Annotated in this window: 18 protein-coding genes; 15 read left to right on the top strand and 3 right to left on the bottom strand. The window is 45.8% G+C overall.

The genetic code is table 11. From position 1 onward, the window contains the following. The first annotated feature begins 16 nt into the window (after positions 1 to 16). Both glyS and murD read left to right on the top strand, forming a co-directional pair. Positions 17 to 2,362, top strand: coding sequence for a glycine--tRNA ligase subunit beta (gene glyS, locus LAY41_RS30290; RefSeq protein ID WP_249106215.1), 2,346 nt, complete (start codon positions 17 to 19; stop codon positions 2,360 to 2,362). A 118-nt stretch (positions 2,363 to 2,480) separates the two neighbouring features. Beyond that, on the top strand, positions 2,481 to 3,872 hold the full coding sequence (gene murD / locus LAY41_RS30285; RefSeq protein WP_249106213.1) for a UDP-N-acetylmuramoyl-L-alanine--D-glutamate ligase: 1,392 nt from the start codon (positions 2,481 to 2,483) through the stop codon (positions 3,870 to 3,872). Between the two features lie 65 nt (positions 3,873 to 3,937). On the opposite strand, the gene LAY41_RS30280 is transcribed toward murD, so the two are convergent. Beyond that, positions 3,938 to 4,351, bottom strand: a complete 414-nt coding sequence (locus LAY41_RS30280; RefSeq protein ID WP_249106211.1) for a DUF6335 family protein — start codon at positions 4,349 to 4,351, stop codon at positions 3,938 to 3,940. A 320-nt stretch (positions 4,352 to 4,671) separates the two neighbouring features. Between LAY41_RS30280 and LAY41_RS30275 the strand changes: the two genes are divergently transcribed. From LAY41_RS30275 to LAY41_RS30230, 10 genes are all read left to right on the top strand, one after another. Continuing rightward, entirely contained in the window at positions 4,672 to 5,772 is a 1,101-nt protein-coding gene (locus tag LAY41_RS30275) for a DJ-1/PfpI/YhbO family deglycase/protease (RefSeq protein ID WP_249106209.1), read from the top strand. A gap of 285 nt (positions 5,773 to 6,057) precedes the next feature. Beyond that, on the top strand, positions 6,058 to 7,227 hold the full coding sequence (locus LAY41_RS30270) for a zinc-dependent alcohol dehydrogenase (protein ID WP_249106207.1): 1,170 nt from the start codon (positions 6,058 to 6,060) through the stop codon (positions 7,225 to 7,227). Between the two features lie 151 nt (positions 7,228 to 7,378). Next, positions 7,379 to 7,588, top strand: a complete 210-nt coding sequence (locus tag LAY41_RS30265; RefSeq protein WP_249106204.1) for an acetyltransferase — start codon at positions 7,379 to 7,381, stop codon at positions 7,586 to 7,588. 84 nt (positions 7,589 to 7,672) lie between these two features. Next, a complete protein-coding gene (locus LAY41_RS30260; RefSeq protein ID WP_249106202.1) occupies positions 7,673 to 8,014 on the top strand; it encodes a cupin domain-containing protein in 342 nt (113 codons plus the stop codon). Positions 8,015 to 8,177: 163 nt separating this feature from the next. Further along, the gene (locus LAY41_RS30255) at positions 8,178 to 9,287 is read left to right on the top strand and encodes an iron-containing redox enzyme family protein (protein WP_249106200.1); all 1,110 of its coding nucleotides are present in this window, start codon (positions 8,178 to 8,180) and stop codon (positions 9,285 to 9,287) included. Between the two features lie 229 nt (positions 9,288 to 9,516). Beyond that, positions 9,517 to 10,317 (top strand): class I SAM-dependent methyltransferase, encoded by an 801-nt coding sequence (locus LAY41_RS30250; protein ID WP_249106199.1) that lies wholly within the window; start codon positions 9,517 to 9,519, stop codon positions 10,315 to 10,317. 382 nt (positions 10,318 to 10,699) lie between these two features. Continuing rightward, the gene (locus LAY41_RS30245) at positions 10,700 to 10,975 is read left to right on the top strand and encodes a DUF7219 family protein (protein WP_249106197.1); all 276 of its coding nucleotides are present in this window, start codon (positions 10,700 to 10,702) and stop codon (positions 10,973 to 10,975) included. Between the two features lie 346 nt (positions 10,976 to 11,321). Further along, positions 11,322 to 11,981, top strand: a complete 660-nt coding sequence (locus LAY41_RS30240) for an HAD family hydrolase (protein ID WP_249106195.1) — start codon at positions 11,322 to 11,324, stop codon at positions 11,979 to 11,981. Between the two features lie 33 nt (positions 11,982 to 12,014). Next, the gene (locus LAY41_RS30235) at positions 12,015 to 14,387 is read left to right on the top strand and encodes a glycoside hydrolase family 31 protein (protein WP_249106193.1); all 2,373 of its coding nucleotides are present in this window, start codon (positions 12,015 to 12,017) and stop codon (positions 14,385 to 14,387) included. 397 nt (positions 14,388 to 14,784) lie between these two features. Further along, positions 14,785 to 15,132 (top strand): hypothetical protein, encoded by a 348-nt coding sequence (locus LAY41_RS30230; protein ID WP_249106191.1) that lies wholly within the window; start codon positions 14,785 to 14,787, stop codon positions 15,130 to 15,132. Between the two features lie 231 nt (positions 15,133 to 15,363). Here the strand turns inward: LAY41_RS30230 and LAY41_RS30225 are convergent, their stop codons facing one another. Beyond that, positions 15,364 to 15,792: a hypothetical protein gene (locus LAY41_RS30225; protein ID WP_249106190.1), complete on the bottom strand. Its 429-nt coding sequence runs from the start codon at positions 15,790 to 15,792 to the stop codon at positions 15,364 to 15,366. 549 nt (positions 15,793 to 16,341) lie between these two features. Between LAY41_RS30225 and LAY41_RS30220 the strand changes: the two genes are divergently transcribed. After that, positions 16,342 to 18,108, top strand: coding sequence for a S8 family peptidase (locus LAY41_RS30220; RefSeq protein ID WP_249106188.1), 1,767 nt, complete (start codon positions 16,342 to 16,344; stop codon positions 18,106 to 18,108). Continuing rightward, entirely contained in the window at positions 18,105 to 18,332 is a 228-nt protein-coding gene (locus LAY41_RS30215; protein ID WP_249106186.1) for a hypothetical protein, read from the top strand. The genes LAY41_RS30220 and LAY41_RS30215 overlap by 4 nt, the downstream gene beginning before the upstream one ends. 37 nt (positions 18,333 to 18,369) lie before the next feature. Here the strand turns inward: LAY41_RS30215 and LAY41_RS30210 are convergent, their stop codons facing one another. Beyond that, positions 18,370 to 18,687 carry a thioredoxin domain-containing protein gene (locus LAY41_RS30210; protein WP_249106183.1) on the bottom strand — a complete coding sequence of 106 codons (318 nt, stop codon included), beginning with the start codon at positions 18,685 to 18,687 and terminating at the stop codon, positions 18,370 to 18,372. A gap of 389 nt (positions 18,688 to 19,076) precedes the next feature. Between LAY41_RS30210 and LAY41_RS30205 the strand changes: the two genes are divergently transcribed. Continuing rightward, positions 19,077 to 19,760, top strand: coding sequence for a Uma2 family endonuclease (locus LAY41_RS30205; protein WP_249106182.1), 684 nt, complete (start codon positions 19,077 to 19,079; stop codon positions 19,758 to 19,760). Positions 19,761 to 19,859 lie beyond the last annotated feature (99 nt).

Raw genomic sequence — 19,859 nt, 5'->3', positions numbered from 1 at the left:
AACTCAATCCTCGGTTATGCCATCCTTTTTATTAGAAGTCGGTACAGAAGAACTCCCCGCCAGCTTTGTGGGTAGCGCCATCCAACAATGGCAAACTCTCATCCCCAAAAGCCTTTCCGAACAATACTTGACAAGTGAGGGAATTAATGTATATGGCACTCCTCGCCGCCTCGCTGTCCTCATCGAAGGTTTGCCCGCACAACAAGCCGATCGCGTAGAAGAGATCAAAGGCCCACCAGCAGGGGCGGCGTTTAAGGATGGACAACCCACCAAAGCGGCAGAAGGGTTTGCCCGCAAGCAGGGTGTCTCGCTGGAGGCGTTGGAAGTTCGGGCCACCGAGAAGGGCGATTTCGTGTTTGTCCAGCAAAGCATTCCCGGACGCGCTACGGCTGATATTCTGAAGGAATTGGTTCCTGCGTGGATTTTTGGGTTGGAAGGTAAGCGGTTCATGCGCTGGGGCGATGGGGATATTAAGTTTTCTCGTCCGATCGCTTGGCTGGTAACATTATTGGATGATGCTGTGTTGCCGGTGGAATTGGTGAATGGATCGGAGATAATAAAGAGCGATCGCATTTCTCAAGGTCATCGCATTTTAACCCCCCCTCAATCCCCCCCGTCCACTGGGGGGACGGAAGCGCAAGGCGTTTTAACCCCCCCTCAATCCCCCCCGTCCACTGGGGGGACGGAAAAGAAAGGCATTTTAACCCCCCCTCCATCCCCCCCGTCCACTGGGGGGACGGAAGCGCAAGGCGTTTTAACCCCCCCTCCATCCCCCCCGTCCACAGGGGGGACGAAAAAGAAAGTCACAATTTCCCACGCGAAAGATTATGTAAATTCTCTCCGTTCTGCCTTTGTGGAAGTTGACCCAGAGATCAGAAAAGCTAAAATTAAACAGCAAATTGAGGCAATTTGCCAACAGCAAAATGCCTATACCGAAATCTATCCCGATTTATTAGCAGAAGTCACCAACTTGGTAGAATGGCCTACTGCTGTCCTGGGCAAATTTGATGAGGAATTTTTAGTATTACCAGCGGAAGTAACTACCACGGTGATGGTAACTCACCAGCGTTATTTCCCGGTATTCAAAACACCAGAAGCTAAGGAATTGTTACCAAATTTTATCACAATTTCCAACGGCGATCCAGCCAAATCAGATCTGATCGCCGCTGGAAACGCACGGGTAATTCGGGCGCGATTAGCCGATGGTCAGTATTTCTATAAAATAGACCTAGCTAAACCGTTGGAAAGTTACGTTCCCAGACTGGAGAAAGTCACATTTCAAGAAGATTTGGGGACAGTGCGTGGAAAGGTCGATCGCATCATCAAAATTGGCGGACAAATCAGCGAACAACTGCAATTAAACGCAGAAGATAGTAAAAATATTCAACGCGCCGCTTTGTTGTGTAAAGCTGACCTCGTTACCCAAATGGTAGGCGAATTCCCGGAATTGCAAGGAGTAATGGGGCAAAAATATGCGGCGGCGAGTGGCGAAACAGAAGCCGTGGCAAATGCGATTTTTGAACATTATTTGCCGCGAGGTGCAGGCGATAAATTACCCGAAACTCTCACAGGTCAAGTTGTTGGTTTAGCCGATCGACTCGATACTTTAGTCAGCATTTTCGGTTTGGGAATGTTGCCAACAGGTTCATCCGATCCCTTCGCCTTACGTCGTGCTGCTAATGCCGTAGTTAATATCACTTGGGTGGCAGAATTACCTTTGGATTTGCAACAATTATTAGAACAAGTTGTAGCAGATTTTGTGGCGGCTTATCCCAAAACAAACTTATCTCAATTATTGCAACAGTTACAGGAATTTTTCCTGCAACGCATTCGGACATTACTGCAAGAAGAACGTGCCATAGATTACGATTTGGTGAATGCCGTTTTGGGAGAAAACGATTCAGAATATACAGAACGCGCCTTAAAAGATTTGTTGGATGTGCGAAATCGCGCTACTTTCCTGCAAGAAATCAGGAACAACGGGAAATTATCTGAGATTTACGAAACCGTCAATCGTTCTACTCGTCTTGCCGCACAAGGAGATTTGGATAAGCAACAGTTGGAACCAACAGGATTGGTGAATACAGCGTTATTCCAAAAACCATCGGAACAAGCATTTTATGATGCCATTATCCAGCTAGTTCCGCAAACCAAAGCATCGCGAGAACAGCGCAATTATCAACAATTGGTAGATGCGTTAAGCGAAATTACTCCCAAAGTCAGCACATTTTTTGATGGTCCAGAAAGTGTGTTAGTTATGGATGAAAATCTGGATATCAGGCGAAATCGTTTGAATTTGTTGGGATTACTCCGCAATCATGCGCGGGTGCTGGCAGATTTCGGCCCGATCGTGAAAAGTTAACCAGCACAACACGGATGTACGGATACGATCGAATCTTCATCTGTGGGTTATATTCTTTTTCATCCCGATCGAGTACGATCGGTATTGCTTAATCAGGGGAAAACCTACCACAACGTCTATGCCTAACGCGCACATCATTGGTTTGGGAAGATCGGGAATTGCTGCTGCAAGACTGTTAAAACGGGAAGGTTGGGATGTGACACTCAGCGATTCCGCCAGCGCAGAAACCTTAGCTTCGCGCAACACTTCCGAAACTCTCCAACAACAGCAACAGCAACTTGTCGCCGATGGAATTACGGTCAAACTTGGCTATTCCTTTGCACCAGAAAGCGAAGATTTACCCCAGCTAATTGTTGTCAGTCCCGGCGTACCTTGGGATATTCCCGTATTGCTTCGCGCCAGAGAGTTAGGTATAGAAACAATTGGCGAAATTGAACTGGCGTGGCGTCGTCTGCAAACTTGTCCCTGGGTTGGCGTTACGGGTACGAACGGCAAAACTACCACCACAGCTTTAATTGCTGCTATCTTTCAAGCAGCTGGATATAATGCGCCTGCTTGCGGTAACATCGGTTATGCTGCTTGCGAATTAGCGTTATCTGAAACTCTTCCCGACTGGGTAATTGCTGAAATTAGCAGTTATCAAATTGAATCCTCTCGTCTACTTGCACCGCATATTGGCGTTTGGACAACTTTCACCCCGGATCATCTCAGTCGTCATAAAACCTTAGAAAATTACTTCAATATCAAAGCAAAATTACTAAATCAGTCGCAACTGCAAGTATTTAATGGTGACGATCCATATCTGAGAGAAAATGCACCTGAAAGTTTTCCCAATGCCTACTGGACAAGTGTAAAAGGTAAAGCTGGTTTAGTTGGCGATCGCGGTTTTTATATTGAAGATGGTTGGGTAGTCGTGAGCGGCGAGCAAATAGTGCAAACCTCATCATTAAAAATGGTAGGATATCACAACCTCCAAAATCTGTTAATGGCGGTAGCGGCGGCGAGATTGGCGGGAATTCAAAAAGATGCGATCGCTAACGCCATCAGCAACTTCTCTGGCGTTCCCCATCGCCTCGAACACATCTGCACCTGGCAAGAAATTGACTTCATTAACGATAGCAAAGCAACCAATTACGACGCTGCCGAAGTGGGGTTAAATGCCGTCACCGATCCCGCTATCTTAATAGCAGGTGGCGAAGCGAAAGCCGGTGATGACACGGGTTGGATGAACAAAATTCGAGAAAAAGCAGCCGCTGTTTTACTGATCGGTGACGCTGCAACTGCTTTTGCTAAAAGACTGGACGAAATTGGTTATTCCAGTTATGAAATAGTGGAAACAATGGAACGCGCTGTGCCAAGAGCAGCTGAATTAGCCAAACAACATCAAGCCAAAGTTGTCCTGCTTTCACCCGCCTGCGCTAGCTTTGACCAGTACCAGAACTTCGAGCAAAGAGGCGATCGTTTTCGTCAACTTTGCATCGAATTTCTAAACCAAAATACTGCAATGTAAATTGTTAATTGCGATCGCCCGTACACTACATCCCACTCCCTTCAGGCGTGGGATGAGTTTAATTTTTAATTTTTGCGTTCCTCATAATCTTCGGAAGACGTTGGATCTAACTCCCAGCGTTGGTCATCGCGCTGCTCTAAAATATCTGTTGTACGCAGAAAAGCCCTGTCATCCATCTCCAATCCAACAGCCGCTCCCAATTCATCAACAATACTTTGATCCGGGGTAGGGACACTTCCACCAACCGCCTCCTCACCAGACGTATTAGCTTGTTCCCAAGCTGCATCCACATCGCCTCCACTAAGTTCTGGGCTGGTCGATGTATATTGCTTCATTTCATCTCGCAGTCTTCGCGTACCGATGTTGTCTCCCGGCTCTGTCTTAACTCCAGTTCCGTAGGATTCAGTAATTTCCTGCGGCAAATCCGCAATCATCGCTTCATCTACGTCTGGTGCTTTTATATCTGCTTTGTCCGCCATAATTAATCACTCCTTCTGCTTTTCTAGTTTAGTTTCTGAAAGGGAAACCGATGTATCCCTTTAGAGCGAAACAGATCTATCCCTTTAGAGCGAAACTGATTTATCACTTTGGAACGACGATAACGGAGTGCTACGATGCCTAACCTAAAGAAGAGATTTGACGATATCTAACAGATATTGTTAAGCGCGATAAACAATTTGTTGCCAGCGCAAATCCCTCTTTAGAGGTAACTTCAAGGTTATCTCTGTAAAAAGATTGCAGATTTAAAAAAATAATGTGCAATCTTAAATGCCCATTTGAAATAATTTGAGGTAATTACATGACACAAGACAATAATCAGCGCAGCAAAAAAAGAGTTGCTATTTTAATAGAAACTGGTGTTGAAGACGCAGAATTTCAAGTTCCTTACAAGGCGCTAAAAATGGCGGGATTTGATGTAGTAGTCCTTGGTTCCCGCATGAACAGCACTTATGTGGGCAAACAAGGCAAACTTTCCATTAAACCGGATGCAACGACGACAGAAGCACGCCCTGAAGAGTTCGATGCAGTCGTTATTCCTGGCGGTTTTGCTCCCGACACGATGCGTACAAACCCGAATACGGTAAAATTTGTGCAGCAGGCAATGGCGCAAGGAAAACTGGTTGCAGCTATTTGTCACGGGCCACAAGTTTTGATTGAAGGCGATTTGCTCAAAGGCAAAAATGCGACCTGTTTTATCTCGATCCGCAAGGATATTATTAACGCCGGTGCGAACTATATTGATGAGCCTCTGGTTGCAGATGGTAACCTGATTACATCGCGCCGTCCTGGAGATTTGGCGATTTTCGCAACAGCAATTCTGAGTCGTCTCGGTTATGGCGGCAAAGAAGTCGATTTGCCTAATGAAAATGATGTTACGGCAGAATGGTGGAAAATTGCTGCTGCTTGGGGTGGATCGACTAAGGGCGATATTGTCAACGCTTTGAACACAGCACTTGCGGGTGAACGTTACTCGTGCGAAGCGTTTGGGCATTACGCCGAAAAGTCATCTGATGGGGAAGTACGCAGTCTCCTCCAAGAGACGATCGCAACTAAAAAGCAACATATCCAAATGCTGGAAGAACGGCTGAATGCACTGGGCGAAAAACCTTCTTTACCCGCGCAAGCAGCTGATACCTATGCCAAATTAAAAACGTCTCTCCAAGGTAGCGACGAAATGTCGATGCTGCGTCGCGCACTGGGCGATATCCAAACCGCTGTTGTTGATACCTACCAACTACGGAACCAGTTTACCGACCCAGTTACAACAGAGATATTCAACCAAATCGAAATTGCTCTATGTGATTACGAACAACGGTTTGTACAACTTTACCATGCGCGGTTGGGTTCAGAAATTGCCAAACCAGCCAACCCTTCTACTTCACCTGCTGTAGGTGTGTGAAATAAGTAATTTGAGATTTCAGATTGGAGATTTAATTTTTCAATTTTAAATCTCCAATCTGAAATATGAACAGGACTTACGCACTAACCAAGGTTTTGCCCCCCTAGCCCCCCAAATCTGGGGGGAACCGAATTCTTGTGGCCCTAGATTTGGGGGGTTATGGGGGCTTTGGCCTAAGTCCTGAAATTTAAGAATTGCAGATTTAAAATTGAAGATGTATTTCTATTTTAAATCTAAAATTTTCTCCACTTTCCAGTTACTTTATTATGCAAGGATAAAAAATTAATGAAAGCAGTTTGTTGGCATGGTGCTAATGATGTGCGCGTCGATACAGTACCAGATCCAAAACTAATTAATCCCCGCGACGCTATCATCAAAATTACATCAACCGCGATTTGTGGATCAGATCTGCATCTTTATGATGGCTATATCCCGACGATGGAGAAAGGCGATATTCTCGGTCACGAATTCATGGGAGAAGTCGTTGAACTTGGCAGCGAAGTCAAAAATGTGAAGGTGGGCGATCGCGTTGTCGTTCCCTTCACCATCTCATGCGGCAGTTGCTTCTTTTGCAACCGCGATTTATGGTCGCTATGCGACAATTCCAACCCCAACGCTGCGATGGCTGAAAAAATGTACGGCCATTCGCCATCGGGATTATTTGGCTACTCCCATTTATTCGGCGGCTACGCTGGAGGACAAGCAGAATACGCCCGCGTTCCCTTTGCCGATGTCGGCTTATTTAAAATTCCCGATGGACTAAAAGACGAGCAAGTTTTGTTCCTCACAGATATCTTACCCACTGGCTATATGGCAGCAGAAAATTGCGATATTAAGCCTGGGGATATCGTCGCTGTTTGGGGTTGCGGCCCTGTGGGACAATTTGCAATTAAAAGCGCCTATATGTTAGGTGCAGAACGGGTGATCGCGATCGATCGCATTCCCGAACGCTTGCAAATGGCAAAAGAGCAATGTAAGGCAGAAATCATCAATTACGAAGAAATTGATGCTGGCGAAGCGCTCAAAGAAATGACTGGCGGACGTGGCCCCGACGCTTGTATTGACGCGGTGGGAATGGAAGCGCACGGCACTGGGCCTGATGCTCTGTACGACAAAGTAAAGCAAGCCGTGCGTCTGGAAACCGATCGACCGACTGCATTGCGGCAAGTCCTTGTTGCCTGTCGCAAAGGCGGTCAGGTATCAATTCCAGGCGTTTACGGTGGGTTCCTGGATAAAGTTCCGATGGGTGCAGCTTTCAACAAAGGTTTAACGCTCAAAATGGGACAAACCCATGTCCACAGATATGTCAAACCTTTGCTCGATCGCATTCAAAAGGGTGAAATCGATCCCTCATTTGTGATCACCCATCGCATGAGTTTGTCAGACGCGCCGAAAGGCTACGAAATTTTCAAGCACAAAAAAGACAACTGCATCAAGGTGGTTCTCAAGCCATAATTCGTCATCGCTCATTTGTCATCTGTCATTAGTCATTGGTTAGGGGCCCAACTAAACGAGTGTAAACCAATAACAAACAACTTTTGATAGATGACAAATTTCCCATGAAAAATGAAAAATTAAAGCAATTAGATCTACTTACAGAGGTTTTATGTTTCTCAAAACCAAAGACAATGGCAATTTAATCAAAATAGTCGATGTTGAAGACTTGTTCAACCCTATTAAGAATGAGGTAACAGGACGAGATCAAGAAGGTCAAGAAGAACAACAGGCAGTTTCTTATGCCAAGGAAAAATTGCTTTTTCCTTCCGGGGAGGATCTGCCGCGCTGCTGGAAAGATGAGAACTATACAACATCCTGATATCCAAGTTATCGGTCATTAAGTATATGCAATAAAAAATGACCGATGACGAATAAGAAATAACCCATGATAAAGGAAACCGATATGGTTGATACAAGCCTCAAGAAAGTAGAATCTACCCAGTCGCCTAAAGGTGAAATGGGACAAAAATATCTTGTCTCTGGAAAGGCTGTTTCAATGCGTCTTTGGGAGGACGAACAGCCTGGTGAGGCTAAACCTGAAACGCGACGCGATTATGAAACTGTCGGTTACGCGATTAAAGGTCGCGCTGAACTACACATGGAAGGTCAGATGATTCTGCTTGAACCAGGTAGTTCCTGGGTAGTACCAAAAGGGGCATCTCACACTTACAAAATTCTGGAACCATTCACGGCTGTTGAAGCAACTTCTCCCCCTGCTCAAGTTCACGGGCGCGATGAGTCATAGTTGATTAGGGTGGGCTTTACCCACCCTAACTTTTTAATATTTTATATCTGCAATTATTCCTACTTAAGAAAGATTTAATAATGCCTAGAACGAAGTTATTGTTAAAGTGTGAGACAAAAAAATAATAAGCGAAAATAAGTTGTACGAGAATAAGGAAGATTAGATGCAGAGCATTGTAGTTAGCTCGCCGCTAACCAAGTTTAAGGTGAATAGTAAGGCTGAGCTAAAAACGGAAGTTTTCAAATATGATGAGGCAGAGCAGCAATTCATCGCGCTGTTGACTCTGGAAGATTTAGACAAAAAACTAGCTGCACAACCTGAAATTGCTGTTGATTTTGAAATAGCGATCGCACGCGCAATCCCAGTTGCTTACGAAGGAGCATCAGGCTCTAGCAACGCGGCACACCTTTTTTTACAGCGCGTACTTTATCGTATCAACCGATTAAAGCTTTTTTGGTATGACGATTTGCGTCATTACACCAACGAACGCTCTTATTACTTGCGAAAGATACGCGATCGAATTGAGGAAGTTTGGCAGCAGTGGGAGTTGTCTCAATTGGACGTAGAGGCGCTGCAAAAACTTGATGTCAAGCAAGCATTAATTGAGCGGGCAAAAAGCGACCTCGATCCACCTTTAACAGAGGACAGTCACTACATACGAGAAGAGATGACTGAGGCAGGATATCGCCATCTGCTTGCGATCGCTTCCCTGGATGGATTAGTCGAAGCAAGTCAACTGTCCCGCACTCTGGGTGGTGTCAGTAATGAGGTGCATTCGGTGCTGACTCGGTTGCTGGTGGAAGAGTACGGCGGCGGTCGCCTTGCCCGCAAGCACTCATCCCATTTCATTACCATGCTTGCACAATTCCAAATGCACACCGAACCAGAGGCATATTTTGATTTAGTGCCTTGGGAAATTCTTGCGATCATCAATCATAGCTTCCTGCTCACCGAGCGCAAGCTCTGTTTCCTGCGCTACATCGGCGGACTCCTCTACGCAGAACTTTCCGTACCGGCGGCGTTCAAAAACTACCGCGCCGCAGCTGACCGATTGGGACTTCAAGCAGATGCAACCGCCTATTGGGATCTGCACATTAAAGTAGACGAGCTGCACGGTCGCTGGATGTTGGATGATGCGGCTTTGCCATTGGCGGATATGTACCCCGATCAAGCCTGGGAAATCGTGCTGGGGTACGACCAAGGGAAGTTCATGAGCGATCGCGCTGGTGCTGCTGTGGTGCGATCGATCCGCGAAGTAGAAGCATCACTTTAAAAACCAATTGTACCCGCATAACCGAACATTTTCGTTACCAGTTTGAGCGATCGCAATTGTGGATTGGGGCGAAGCATTCGGACATAAAATTTTGGTTTTTAGTAATAAATTATGGCCTGAATGCTTCGCCCCTACAGGCTCTGCAAGCGAAATTTACGGCAGGCTTTGCCATGAGCCACAAGTTTGATTTCAAAACACTAGCCCTTAGCCAATTACCAACCACCATACTATGTTTGACAAGTCAATCTTCAATCCAACATCCACGTCAATTTTGGGCTCTCGCAAAACCTCCACCCAAAATACAACCTCCAAAATTGCTAAGAGGAGTCCTTCTGGAAAAGAGGTATTTATTTGCCCAGAAGAATCTAATTTTTACTCCCAATGCTTAGACATGATGATTCTAAGTAATTGTCATGAAAATGAAGTTGCGATCGAATTCGGTTCTGGCGATGGCCTTCCAGTCCTTAATTCATTACTGAGAACCCAGTTTGATGGCTTAATTCATGGTTATGAGTTAAACAGTTCAGCTTGTGATATTGCCAATTCAAAAATTACCGCCTACGAACTCAATGATAAATATGTAGTTCATAATTCATGCTTCTTTAATTCTGCTAAACCTGATTCCAGATATCTTGTATCAAACCCGCCATATTTACCCTCAGTAGATGACGATATCTATCTACCCTTGTTACGTGGAGGCAACGACGGATCTAGTATTACCAGACAACTCCTGTCATTAGATTACGAAAACGTGATGCTGATGATTTCCAGTTACTCCAATCCTGTAGAGACGATTGATTATGGCCTCGAACAAGGTTATTACATCTCCAAGTTTTTAGTTTCGCCTCTAGAGTTTGGCTATTATAGTTCTGAGCCAAAAGTTAAGAATACGATTGCCAAACTGCGAGAAAAAAACATGGCTTTTTATTCACAAAACATCTATCTATTAGCCGGTGTTCTATTTCAAAAACAGCGCCAAGCTCCTTATGATTTGTCTAATGAATTATTTCAAATCATGACTAGCTTGTAAAATCCCTAACCACAGAGGGCGCTTGGGTTTTAACTATGGATGCAGCATTGCGGGAGATCGCGGACTAGAAAAGTCAAAGTCAAAAGTAAAGAAGGGATGGGAGGCTAGGGGCTAGATAAAGAGGGGAGTGGGAGAAAAAATCACCAATCACCAATGACCAATAGACATCTCCAGAAATTAAAGTGCGTTACCTGTAACCCTCGTAGAGACGTTGCATGCAACGTCTCTACATTCTATGTTGGAGATATCTAATGGCTTTTCTAGCCCCTGCACAGCCACAACACAAGTTAATTTTTGCAAAGTTTATCCCCCAGTAGGGTATACTTTTGGTTAAGAATTGGTTAAGAATATGTATAACTAAGATTATTACGATTAAAAATCAATGTCAACTGAGGACAAAAATTTCAACCAAGAGAGCAAAAACAACTTTTTATACCCACGGAGCCGCTACTATGGCGCGTTTACACCCGAACACCTAGCTTTTAACGCTAATTTGCAAGAATTTGCTCAGAAAGTTGCATATATAGCTGCACTAGAAACTGGAGGTAAGCTTACTCCCCAGGAAGCTTACCGACAGATCAAATCTTTGTGGAAGCCGTTGAAGCAAAGCAAGAAGGCAATGAAAATAGGCAAAAATCCGCCATCAGAAATGGAATAGTCTTTTTAGGCATCAGCAGCTTACCTACAGTAGCGATGCAAGGAGCCTGAGCAATAAGCTGCTAAACACAGCTTTTATCGCCGTGCCGTGATTAACTTATATCATATCCTTACGAATTGGTTACCTAAAAAAAATCGTGGATTATTCTTATCTGCGTTTATCTGCGTTCATCTCTCTTCATCTGCGGTAAAAATTTAACCAACGATGACAACAGAAAATTTGACGATATCACCCATGTACTAATGATGCAACCGGACACTATATTATTCTCTCCAAAGACAGACGATATAAAGTCTTTTGACGTTTAAAGTTCATTTGGGTAAGAGAACGATCGTAAGATTTAACAATGACATTGCAAGCAGTAATTCTAGATGTAGATGGCACACTTGTCCTCAGCAATGATGCTCACGCACAAGCTTGGGTAGAAGCATTTGCAACTCATGGATATGAGGTGCCATATGAGAAAGTTCGACCGCTGATTGGCATGGGTGGCGATAAAGTTATACCGAAAATGGTGCCTGGACTTAATGATAAGGAAGGAGATGGAAAAGCTATTTCCGAAAAGCGAAAAGAACTGATTATCAACCGCTTTGCACCAACGCTACATCCAGCTAATGGATCGAGAGAACTTATCTTGAGGATGCAGAAAGAAGGATTACGACTGATTATTGCTACTTCGGCTACAACTGAAGAACTTTCCTTCTTGCTGAAAGCCGCGCAGGTGGATGATTTGCTAGATGAAGCAACAACATCAAGCGATGCTGAAGAATCTAAACCAGCACCCGATATTGTGGAAGCAGCACTTAGTAAACTTAAGATCGAACCAAGTCAAGCTGTGATGATTGCTGACACTCCCTACGATATTGAATCTGCCAATAAAGCTGGTGTGGGCACGATCGCATTACGTTGCGGCGGTTGCGATGATAGTCAGCTAAAGGGTGCGATCGCTATTTATGACAACCCCGCCGATATATTGGCACACTACAGCGATTCCCCACTCTTCTAAATAGACTTGCGTGCGTTAGGCCATTTTTATGTTATGCCGCAATACTTCGGAAAATTACCCACCACAAATCAGCCTTGGTCAACAATTGAAGCAGTGCGATCGGTCCAGCACGACGAACGCTGTATCAGCTGCGAATGCGGCGATGGGCGTCTGAAAATTACCGTGCTGGCACCCAACTTAATCCGCGTCCGTCTATCACCAACAGGCGAATTTATACAGCGCCGTTCTTGGGCAGTAGCGCTGGATGATGAAGAATGGGATATCGTACAGTTCCAATTTCAAGAAACAGATGAAACTATAGAAATCGAAACAGAAAAGATGCGCGTTTCCATTCAACGCAATCCTTGCCGCATCGAATGTTTCGACAAAGATGGGCGTCCGTTTGCTCACGATATCGATATAAGTATGGGTTGGCGTACTGGTGCAGTTGCTGCTTGGAAACGCATCGAAACAGACGAACATTTTTATGGCTTTGGCGAACGCACCGGACTACTCGATAAATTATCTGAAGTTAAAACTAATTGGACAACTGATGCGCTAGATTACGGTTCGCTTACTGACGAAATGTACCAAGCGATTCCATTTTTTATCGCTTTGCGTCCCGATCAAAGTCCCCCCCGCGAACGGGGGGGATTAGGGGGGGTTGCTTACGGCATCTTTTTCAACACTACGTTTTGGAGTCAATTCGATATTGGTGCTGAAAAACCGGGCGTATTGAGGATGGAAACGCGGGGTGGCGAACTCGATTACTATATTATTTATGGCGATGAACCAGCCCAAATTCTTGATACCTACACTCAACTAACAGGTAGAATGCCACTACCGCCAAAATGGTCGTTGGGCTATCATCAATGTCGCTGGAGTTATGAATCAGAAAATGTAGTGCGAGAACTAGCGAGGGAATTTCGCGATCGCAGCATTCCTTGCGATGTCATCCATCTCGATATCGACTATATGCGCGGTTATCGCGTCTTCACCTGGAGTCCGAAGCGCTTCCCCGATCCTGCCAAACTAATTAGCGATTTGAAACAAGATGGTTTTAAGACAGTAACTATTATCGATCCCGGCGTCAAGTACGAACCAGAAGCAGATTATCCCGTTTTTGATGACGGCATAAAACAGGATTATTTTGTTCGTAAAGCGGATGGACAATTATTCCACGGCTACGTTTGGCCTGATAAAGCAGTATTTCCAGATTTTTTGCGATCGGATGTGCAGCAGTGGTGGGGCGACTGGCAGAAAACCCTCACCGATATTGGCATTGCGGGTATCTGGAACGATATGAACGAACCCGCACTGGACGATCGCCCTTTTGGCGATCCCGGCAATAAAATCTGGTTTCCCTTCGACGCACCCCAAGGACATCCCGACGAGCTGACAAATCATCTGGAAGTTCATAATTTGTACGGTTTGTCAATGGCTAAAGCCTGTTTTCAAGGACTGGAACGCCACCGTTCTACAGACCGATCCTTCGTGCTGACGCGATCGGGTTTTGCAGGCATTCAACGGTGGTCATCCGTGTGGATGGGCGACAACCAATCCTTGTGGGATCATTTAGAAATGTCCCTGCCCATGCTTTGCAATATGGGACTCTCCGGTGTGGCATTTGTGGGTTGTGATATTGGCGGATTTGCTGGCAACGCTACTGCCGAAATGTTCGCCCGCTGGATGCAGGTGGGGATGCTTTATCCCTTGATGCGCGGTCACTCCGCCATGAGTACGGCACGTCACGAACCGTGGGTATTTGGCGAAAGAGTGGAGAAGATTTGCCGCGAATACATCAATTTGCGATATCAATTATTGCCATACATTTACACCCTCTTCTGGTCAGCGGCGACAACAGGGGCACCGATTTTGCGTCCCTTACTTTATCACTTCCCCAACGATCGCAAAACCTACAGTCTCTACGACCAAGTATTGCTCGGCCCATCCCTGATGGCAGCACCCATCTACCGACCTGGAATCGATCGTCGCGCCGTATACCTCCCCGAAGGCACCTGGTATGACTGGTGGAGTGGCGATCGCTACGAAGGGCTTACTCATATCCTGGCACAGGCTCCACTGGAGCGGATGCCTCTCTACGTGCGTGCTGGTGCAATTATCCCAATGGCACCAGTAATGCAATACGTTGACGAACGTCCCCTAGACCAATTGACGCTGCGTATTTGGCCCGGTACAGGTGAGTGGACGCTTTACGAAGATGACGGTCATAGCTTTGAATACAAAAGCGGCGCTTGGGCAACAACTACTTATCGCGTTTATCCAGATGGGCAACAAGCTATAGTTGAAATTGGAGCGCGTCAGGGACAATTTTCTCCGCCAGCGCGAGAAGCGATCGTGGAACTCGTAGGTATAGGCGAACAGCGCTTCCAGGATGATGGCACGGCAAGGCAGTTAACTTTTTAAACTTAGAAACCCGGTTTTTTGGACAATACCTTCCCCATTTCTTGGTAGGTTGGGTTGAGCGCAAGCCAAACCCAACAAGTGCGTTGGGTTTCGTGCCTCAACCCAACCTACAAAGCTTAGAAACCGGGTTTCTCCAAGAAACCCGGTTTCTGGGAGTTCAGTTTATTTACGCCCACCTACTTAGCATTAATAATTTGTAATTTTCATTACCTTTTGAATGTACCTTTGGGCAGAAGCGAAAGTTGTAGCTAGGCACGTAGGATACTTTTGAACAACAAACTTACGCAGCCTTAAAAATTCCAGCCTTGGAGATAGCTTTTTTGCCCTTCTTTATTTAAGGGTGTAAAGGTATTCGTGCGTATTTTTGAAGTAAAAACAAACCCAGGAGAAAAATTAGATGCAGCGCATTTTTTCAAGCTTAAAGCAAGCATTCCGCAAGAGCCTTTTCGCTTTCAGTCTGATTAGTTTGATTAGCCTCTCAGCCTTATTCATTTTCACCGCAGGGCCAAGTTTAGCAGCAGCTCCCATACAAAGCCAACCCACTATAGAAAAAGGCATCGACAACGCCAACCAAGGTGCTGTAAATCGAGCAGAGGCTTACGAAAAAGCCGTGAAGGCAGTTGACGAACAAGGTTTAGAAAAGGTTTACGAAAAAAACTTAGAGAAATACGAAGAAACACAACCGGACACTGGCATAATCAAAGAAGCGAAACAATTGATTGAAAAGGTGACTGGTCAAGAGTAAATACCATCGTTTCCGTTTTAGCAATAATTGCAAAAATCGGGAATTGGCGATAGGTAAGAACGTAAGTTGCTAGTTATATTATTAAGGCTTTTGCACCAGGTACGTTGTTGCGCTTTAGCGCTCTTTTAGCGCTAAAGCGCAACAACGTACCTAACTAGCAACTTGAGTTAATAGGCAATAGGGATTTTGGTGAAAATTGTGGATAAAAAATATTCTCCCAGTCCCTATGTCCTATGCCCCATTATGCAAACGTTGCAATTCCTGCTGCAAATATTTTCCCCACTCAGCTGCGAGGGCTATTTCTGTGAAGGGAATTCGCACAGAAGCACCAGACTCTGAAAACAAAAATTCCAAAGCAACTGTACGACCTTGGCTAGGTGGATTTTTTGAATCTACTGCTTTGTCATCTACCATTAGATAGATATATTTTATATTTATTAGAGAAAAAGTTTGCAGATTGATTGGTTCGCTGCGCGTAGGTTTTCCCCAAGTCAAATTGCTGCCATTTTGACCCAAAACCGCATAAATATCGTACTTAGCACGCTCAAACTGGGATGCCCAGCGCTGATAAGCTTGAACTTTTTGAAATTCGTTCCAGCCAGCCCAAGCTAGCCAAATAAACGCTGCCAGCAGGGGCAGCCATAAAAGACCTCTTTCCATTTTTCGTTATCCCAGCGTTCGCTACGAGTAAATTGGTGAAGGCAGATAGAGAAAGCCTAATTTTCCCTTTTCCCTTTTACTTAATATCCTGCAACAAAATGTTCTAATCGGGTGAGCTTGAGTTATCGTGGTGATTAAACTGGCGCTATCCCTAGCAGGTTGACGTCAGCACCCCGCTCTAAAGAAACGGGGCGTCATGCCTCAAACTTTAGATAGCTGACCAGCCTCAGTCTCGCAAGGACTACGTTTAAGGTAAGCGTTGAAGAACCTACCAAGGGATGCGTAGCTAGTTCCTTGCTCTAGAACAAGAAGGTTAAACAGTTTTACGAGGGGTAAGACAGTGCTTTCTTGATAGTTACCGACCTTAAACATTGGCGAAGCTAACATTACATCGTACAGGATAGGCGCTTCCGGCTATTTAACAGGAATGGATAGAAACTGTACCTCTTTCTATCCTCCCCAAATCGGGGACGGCATTTAAAAATGCCGACTCGAACTTCATCCGCGATGTTTTAACATCGCGGTTTCCGTTCTCCCGTGAGGTCTTAGATGAGAAAGGTTTTTATTCTGTGCTTGTTTATAATCGGCCTGGGTTTTGCGATCTTTAATTTTAAAGGTTTGGCAACCCGTGGCACCTATGACTCTATTGTGCTGGACTTCCGGGAAGATGTTCCAGCAGCGCAAATCGCTGGTAAGCTTAGCGCTCTAGCACAACAGTATCACGTTAACCCTTTCCTAAACAGCGAATTCTCCTTAAAGGATAATGTGTATATTGTCAAGGGCGATGCCAACTTACTTAACGCCCTGAAAAAGTCAGATATAGCCAAAGCCACAGAATCTATCGAGCCCAACTATATCTATAACGCCTACGAAGTCCCAAATGACCCCGACTACAGCAAGCAGTGGAACCTGCGGAGCATCAACGTAGAAGCGGCATGGGACGAAACCAAAGGCAGCGGTATGACAGTAGCAGTGATTGATACTGGCGTCAGCCGCGTTCCCGACTTAAAAGATACCAAATTTGTCAAAGGCTATGACTTCGTTAACGACAAAGAAGAAGCCGATGACGACAACGGACACGGCACCCACGTTGCCGGAACGATCGCTCAATCAACCAACAACGGCTACGGCGTCGCCGGGATCGCCTACGAAGCCAGCATCATGCCCCTGAAAGTGCTGAGTGGCAGCGGTGGCGGCACAGTTGCCGATATTTCCGAAGCCATCAAATTTGCCGCCGACAACGGCGCGGATGTAATTAACATGAGCTTGGGTGGCGGTGGTTCCAGCGAACTCATGCAAGAAGCCGTTGACTATGCCCACAGTAAAGGCGTAGTTATAGTCGCCGCAGCAGGTAACGAAAACCGAAATTCTTCCTCCTACCCAGCCCGTTATCCCCACGTCATCAGCGTGGCAGCAACCGGCCCCGCTGGTGAAAAAGCACCATATTCCAACTTTGGTGCTGGTGTAGATATCTCAGCACCCGGTGGCAGCGAAGCTGGTAAGATTCTGCAAGAAACCATTGACTACCAAACCGGCGAACCAGTCTTTGCCGAATACGAAGGTACCAGCATGGCTTCTCCCCACGTTGCCGGAGTAGCGGCACTGGTGAAAGCCAGCGGCATCGAAAATCCAGATGAAATCGAGACCGTCCTCACCAAGTCGGCACGAGTAGTCACTGAAGATCCCCTCAACCACTTTGGTGCCGGTCACTTAGATGCAGCAGCGGCAGTCAAATTTGCCCAGAAAGGACAAGTCACCTTCCGCGACTTCTTCCGCTGGTTGCGCGAAAACGGCTATCTCAACCTCCGCTTTTGGTTTGATGGCGGTGCAGTAGCACTTCTGCCCAAAATTGCGATGGTATTGGGTTCCTATGTCTTAGCCTGGTTTTTGCGGAATTACTTACCTGGCTGGAGTTGGTCGCTCAGCAGCGGACTAATTTTCGGCAGTTCTGGGTTATTTTTCCTACGCGGGTTCTACATCTTCGATCTACCTCAGTGGCCGTTCCGCGTGCTGGGTAGTTCCATTCCCGAACTCGGCAACGCCGTTCAAGGTACGATCGCCTTAAACCCCATTTTTGCCAGCGTACTGATTCCCTTAGCCTTAATAGCGCTGCTGCTGGGAAATCCTAGCTGGAAGTGGTTCGCTATTGGTTCCGGGATAGGCGTCGCCAGCTGCTTGCTAGTCAGTGCAGTGATGATGCCTAATGTTATGTGGCTGGGAGAAGGGCTTCTAGCGCGCGGCTTCCTAGTCGTCAACGCCTTACTGTGTTACGGACTCTCTTGGTTATCAATGCAAGGAGAACGAAAAACCGCATGAGTATAAACGTTACCGGCACGATCGAACGTAAAGGATTTGGGCCTGGAACCTGGGCTATAGTCACCGAGAAAGGGGAAACCTACGAACTCTACCAAGGTGCCCCCGACGAACTGCTCAAATCTGGCGTGAAAGCCAAAATCAAAGGTGAGGTGCGAGACGATGTGATGACCTTCGCCATGATTGGCCCAGTCCTGGAAGTTAAATCCTTTGAAGTGTTGGATTAGAAAGCGTAGGGTGCGTTAATAACGCACCTTACACTTTCTAACTCCCACATCCATCCAAAACTTCTTGCAGCCGACTTCTGAACTCTCCTTTGGGATGGCCTCCTTTAACTTCTCCCAAAATCTTAAATTCTCCTTCTGGGGAATCGCAGATTAGGTAGGTCGGCCATCCCATTTCTCCTTTATCGGGATATTGGGTTAACAGAATCTTGCGATACTTGCGGTAGGTAGCAGTATCTTGCATTTTGACATTAATAAATCGCAAATCCAGTTCTTCGGCTACTTTTTGGTCATAAAAAGACATCTTGTGGCAAATGCCACAGTCTTCTGAAGAAAATTTGATTACAGATCTATCCATCAGTGCAATTCTCCTTATTCTGTAGAAAGATTAGGACTTACGCTTTTCTCCCCCCTAGCCCCCCAAATTTGGGGGTAACAGGACTCTTCTCCCCCCAGATTTGGGGGGTCGGGGGGGCAAAACCAAGGTTTTTGCGTAAGTCCTGAAGATAATTCAAGGTTAGTCGTTCGTGAGGAAACTCATTAGAAAAAAATTAACCTAGAATATCCATCAAAAAAATTATCATATAATTTTAAAGCAGGCGAGAACGACTATGACCAAGAAATTATGGTTTCCTGCCCCCGGATTCATCCGTGGATAAAAAATAAAGCATCGCATCCAAGTTTTAGAGCCAGATGGATTCATCCTTGAGGTCAATCCAAAATCCAAAATCTAAAATCCAAAATCGAATGACCGCGATTTTACCAGTAGCCCAAAAAACCGAGATTTTCTACCCCAGCGCGGATGGTGAACCTGTGGCAGAAACTTATGACCACCTTTATGCGATCGTAACTGCCCTGGAAGTCCTAAAACAATACCTAGCAGGCCGTCAAGCGACCGTTTTGGCAGACCAGTTTCTTTACTACTCCCAAGGTTTTCCCAAATTGCGAGTAGCCCCCGATGTAATGGTCATTTTTGATGTAGCTCCCGGAGGACGAGACAATTATAAAATTTGGGAAGAGGGTCAGGTGCCTGTGGTAATTTTTGAGATGACATCTAAAGGCACTCAAGATGACGATCGAAGCTTTAAGAAAAACCTTTACGAGCAGCTGGAGGTGCAGGAATACTGGTTATTCGATCCTAAAGGGGAGTGGATAGCGGAAAAATTGCGCGGATATCGACTCCGGGGCGATATTTATGAGCCAATTACAGATAGTCGCAGCGTTCCCTTGCAACTGCGTTTGGTAGTGGAGGAGAAACTGATTGGCTTTTATCGGGAAGATACTGGGGAAAAGCTGTTGATTCCAACTGAGCTAGCGCAGGCGCTACACCAGAAAACCCTGGAACTACAGCAGGCGGAGGAACGCGCCGAGGAACTGGAGTCTCTGTTGGTTCGGTATCGGCAACAGTTTGGGGATCTGCCTCCCCAATAAGATATCCCAGAAAACACCGAATGTAAACTACCCACCGAATCGTCGGAGTACCGACTCTAGCGGGGGCTTTTGTGCGATTCGTTGCGATGTGAATCACGG

The organism is Argonema galeatum A003/A1 (assembly GCF_023333595.1).
Taxonomy (GTDB): Bacteria; Cyanobacteriota; Cyanobacteriia; order Cyanobacteriales; family Aerosakkonemataceae; genus Argonema; species Argonema galeatum.
The sequence above is the reverse complement of the archived record's forward strand: the minus strand, read 5'-3'. Positions and strand labels throughout refer to the sequence as shown.

Bases quoted from the DNA above. Each gene is read 5' to 3' on its own strand.
- LAY41_RS30230 (WP_249106191.1), top strand. From the start codon at position 14,785: ATGCAGCGCATTTTTTCAAGCTTAAAGCAAGCATTCCGCAAGAGCCTT.
- LAY41_RS30255 (WP_249106200.1), top strand. From the start codon at position 8,178: ATGCAGAGCATTGTAGTTAGCTCGCCGCTAACCAAGTTTAAGGTGAAT.
- LAY41_RS30210 (WP_249106183.1), bottom strand. From the start codon at position 18,687: ATGGATAGATCTGTAATCAAATTTTCTTCAGAAGACTGTGGCATTTGC.
- LAY41_RS30235 (WP_249106193.1), top strand. From the start codon at position 12,015: ATGCCGCAATACTTCGGAAAATTACCCACCACAAATCAGCCTTGGTCA.
- LAY41_RS30225 (WP_249106190.1), bottom strand. From the start codon at position 15,792: ATGGAAAGAGGTCTTTTATGGCTGCCCCTGCTGGCAGCGTTTATTTGG.
- LAY41_RS30205 (WP_249106182.1), top strand. From the start codon at position 19,077: ATGACCGCGATTTTACCAGTAGCCCAAAAAACCGAGATTTTCTACCCC.
- LAY41_RS30250 (WP_249106199.1), top strand. From the start codon at position 9,517: ATGTTTGACAAGTCAATCTTCAATCCAACATCCACGTCAATTTTGGGC.
- LAY41_RS30260 (WP_249106202.1), top strand. From the start codon at position 7,673: ATGGTTGATACAAGCCTCAAGAAAGTAGAATCTACCCAGTCGCCTAAA.
- glyS (WP_249106215.1), top strand. From the start codon at position 17: ATGCCATCCTTTTTATTAGAAGTCGGTACAGAAGAACTCCCCGCCAGC.
- murD (WP_249106213.1), top strand. From the start codon at position 2,481: ATGCCTAACGCGCACATCATTGGTTTGGGAAGATCGGGAATTGCTGCT.
- LAY41_RS30240 (WP_249106195.1), top strand. From the start codon at position 11,322: ATGACATTGCAAGCAGTAATTCTAGATGTAGATGGCACACTTGTCCTC.
- LAY41_RS30265 (WP_249106204.1), top strand. From the start codon at position 7,379: ATGTTTCTCAAAACCAAAGACAATGGCAATTTAATCAAAATAGTCGAT.
- LAY41_RS30275 (WP_249106209.1), top strand. From the start codon at position 4,672: ATGACACAAGACAATAATCAGCGCAGCAAAAAAAGAGTTGCTATTTTA.
- LAY41_RS30280 (WP_249106211.1), bottom strand. From the start codon at position 4,351: ATGGCGGACAAAGCAGATATAAAAGCACCAGACGTAGATGAAGCGATG.
- LAY41_RS30245 (WP_249106197.1), top strand. From the start codon at position 10,700: ATGTCAACTGAGGACAAAAATTTCAACCAAGAGAGCAAAAACAACTTT.
- LAY41_RS30215 (WP_249106186.1), top strand. From the start codon at position 18,105: ATGAGTATAAACGTTACCGGCACGATCGAACGTAAAGGATTTGGGCCT.
- LAY41_RS30220 (WP_249106188.1), top strand. From the start codon at position 16,342: ATGAGAAAGGTTTTTATTCTGTGCTTGTTTATAATCGGCCTGGGTTTT.
- LAY41_RS30270 (WP_249106207.1), top strand. From the start codon at position 6,058: ATGAAAGCAGTTTGTTGGCATGGTGCTAATGATGTGCGCGTCGATACA.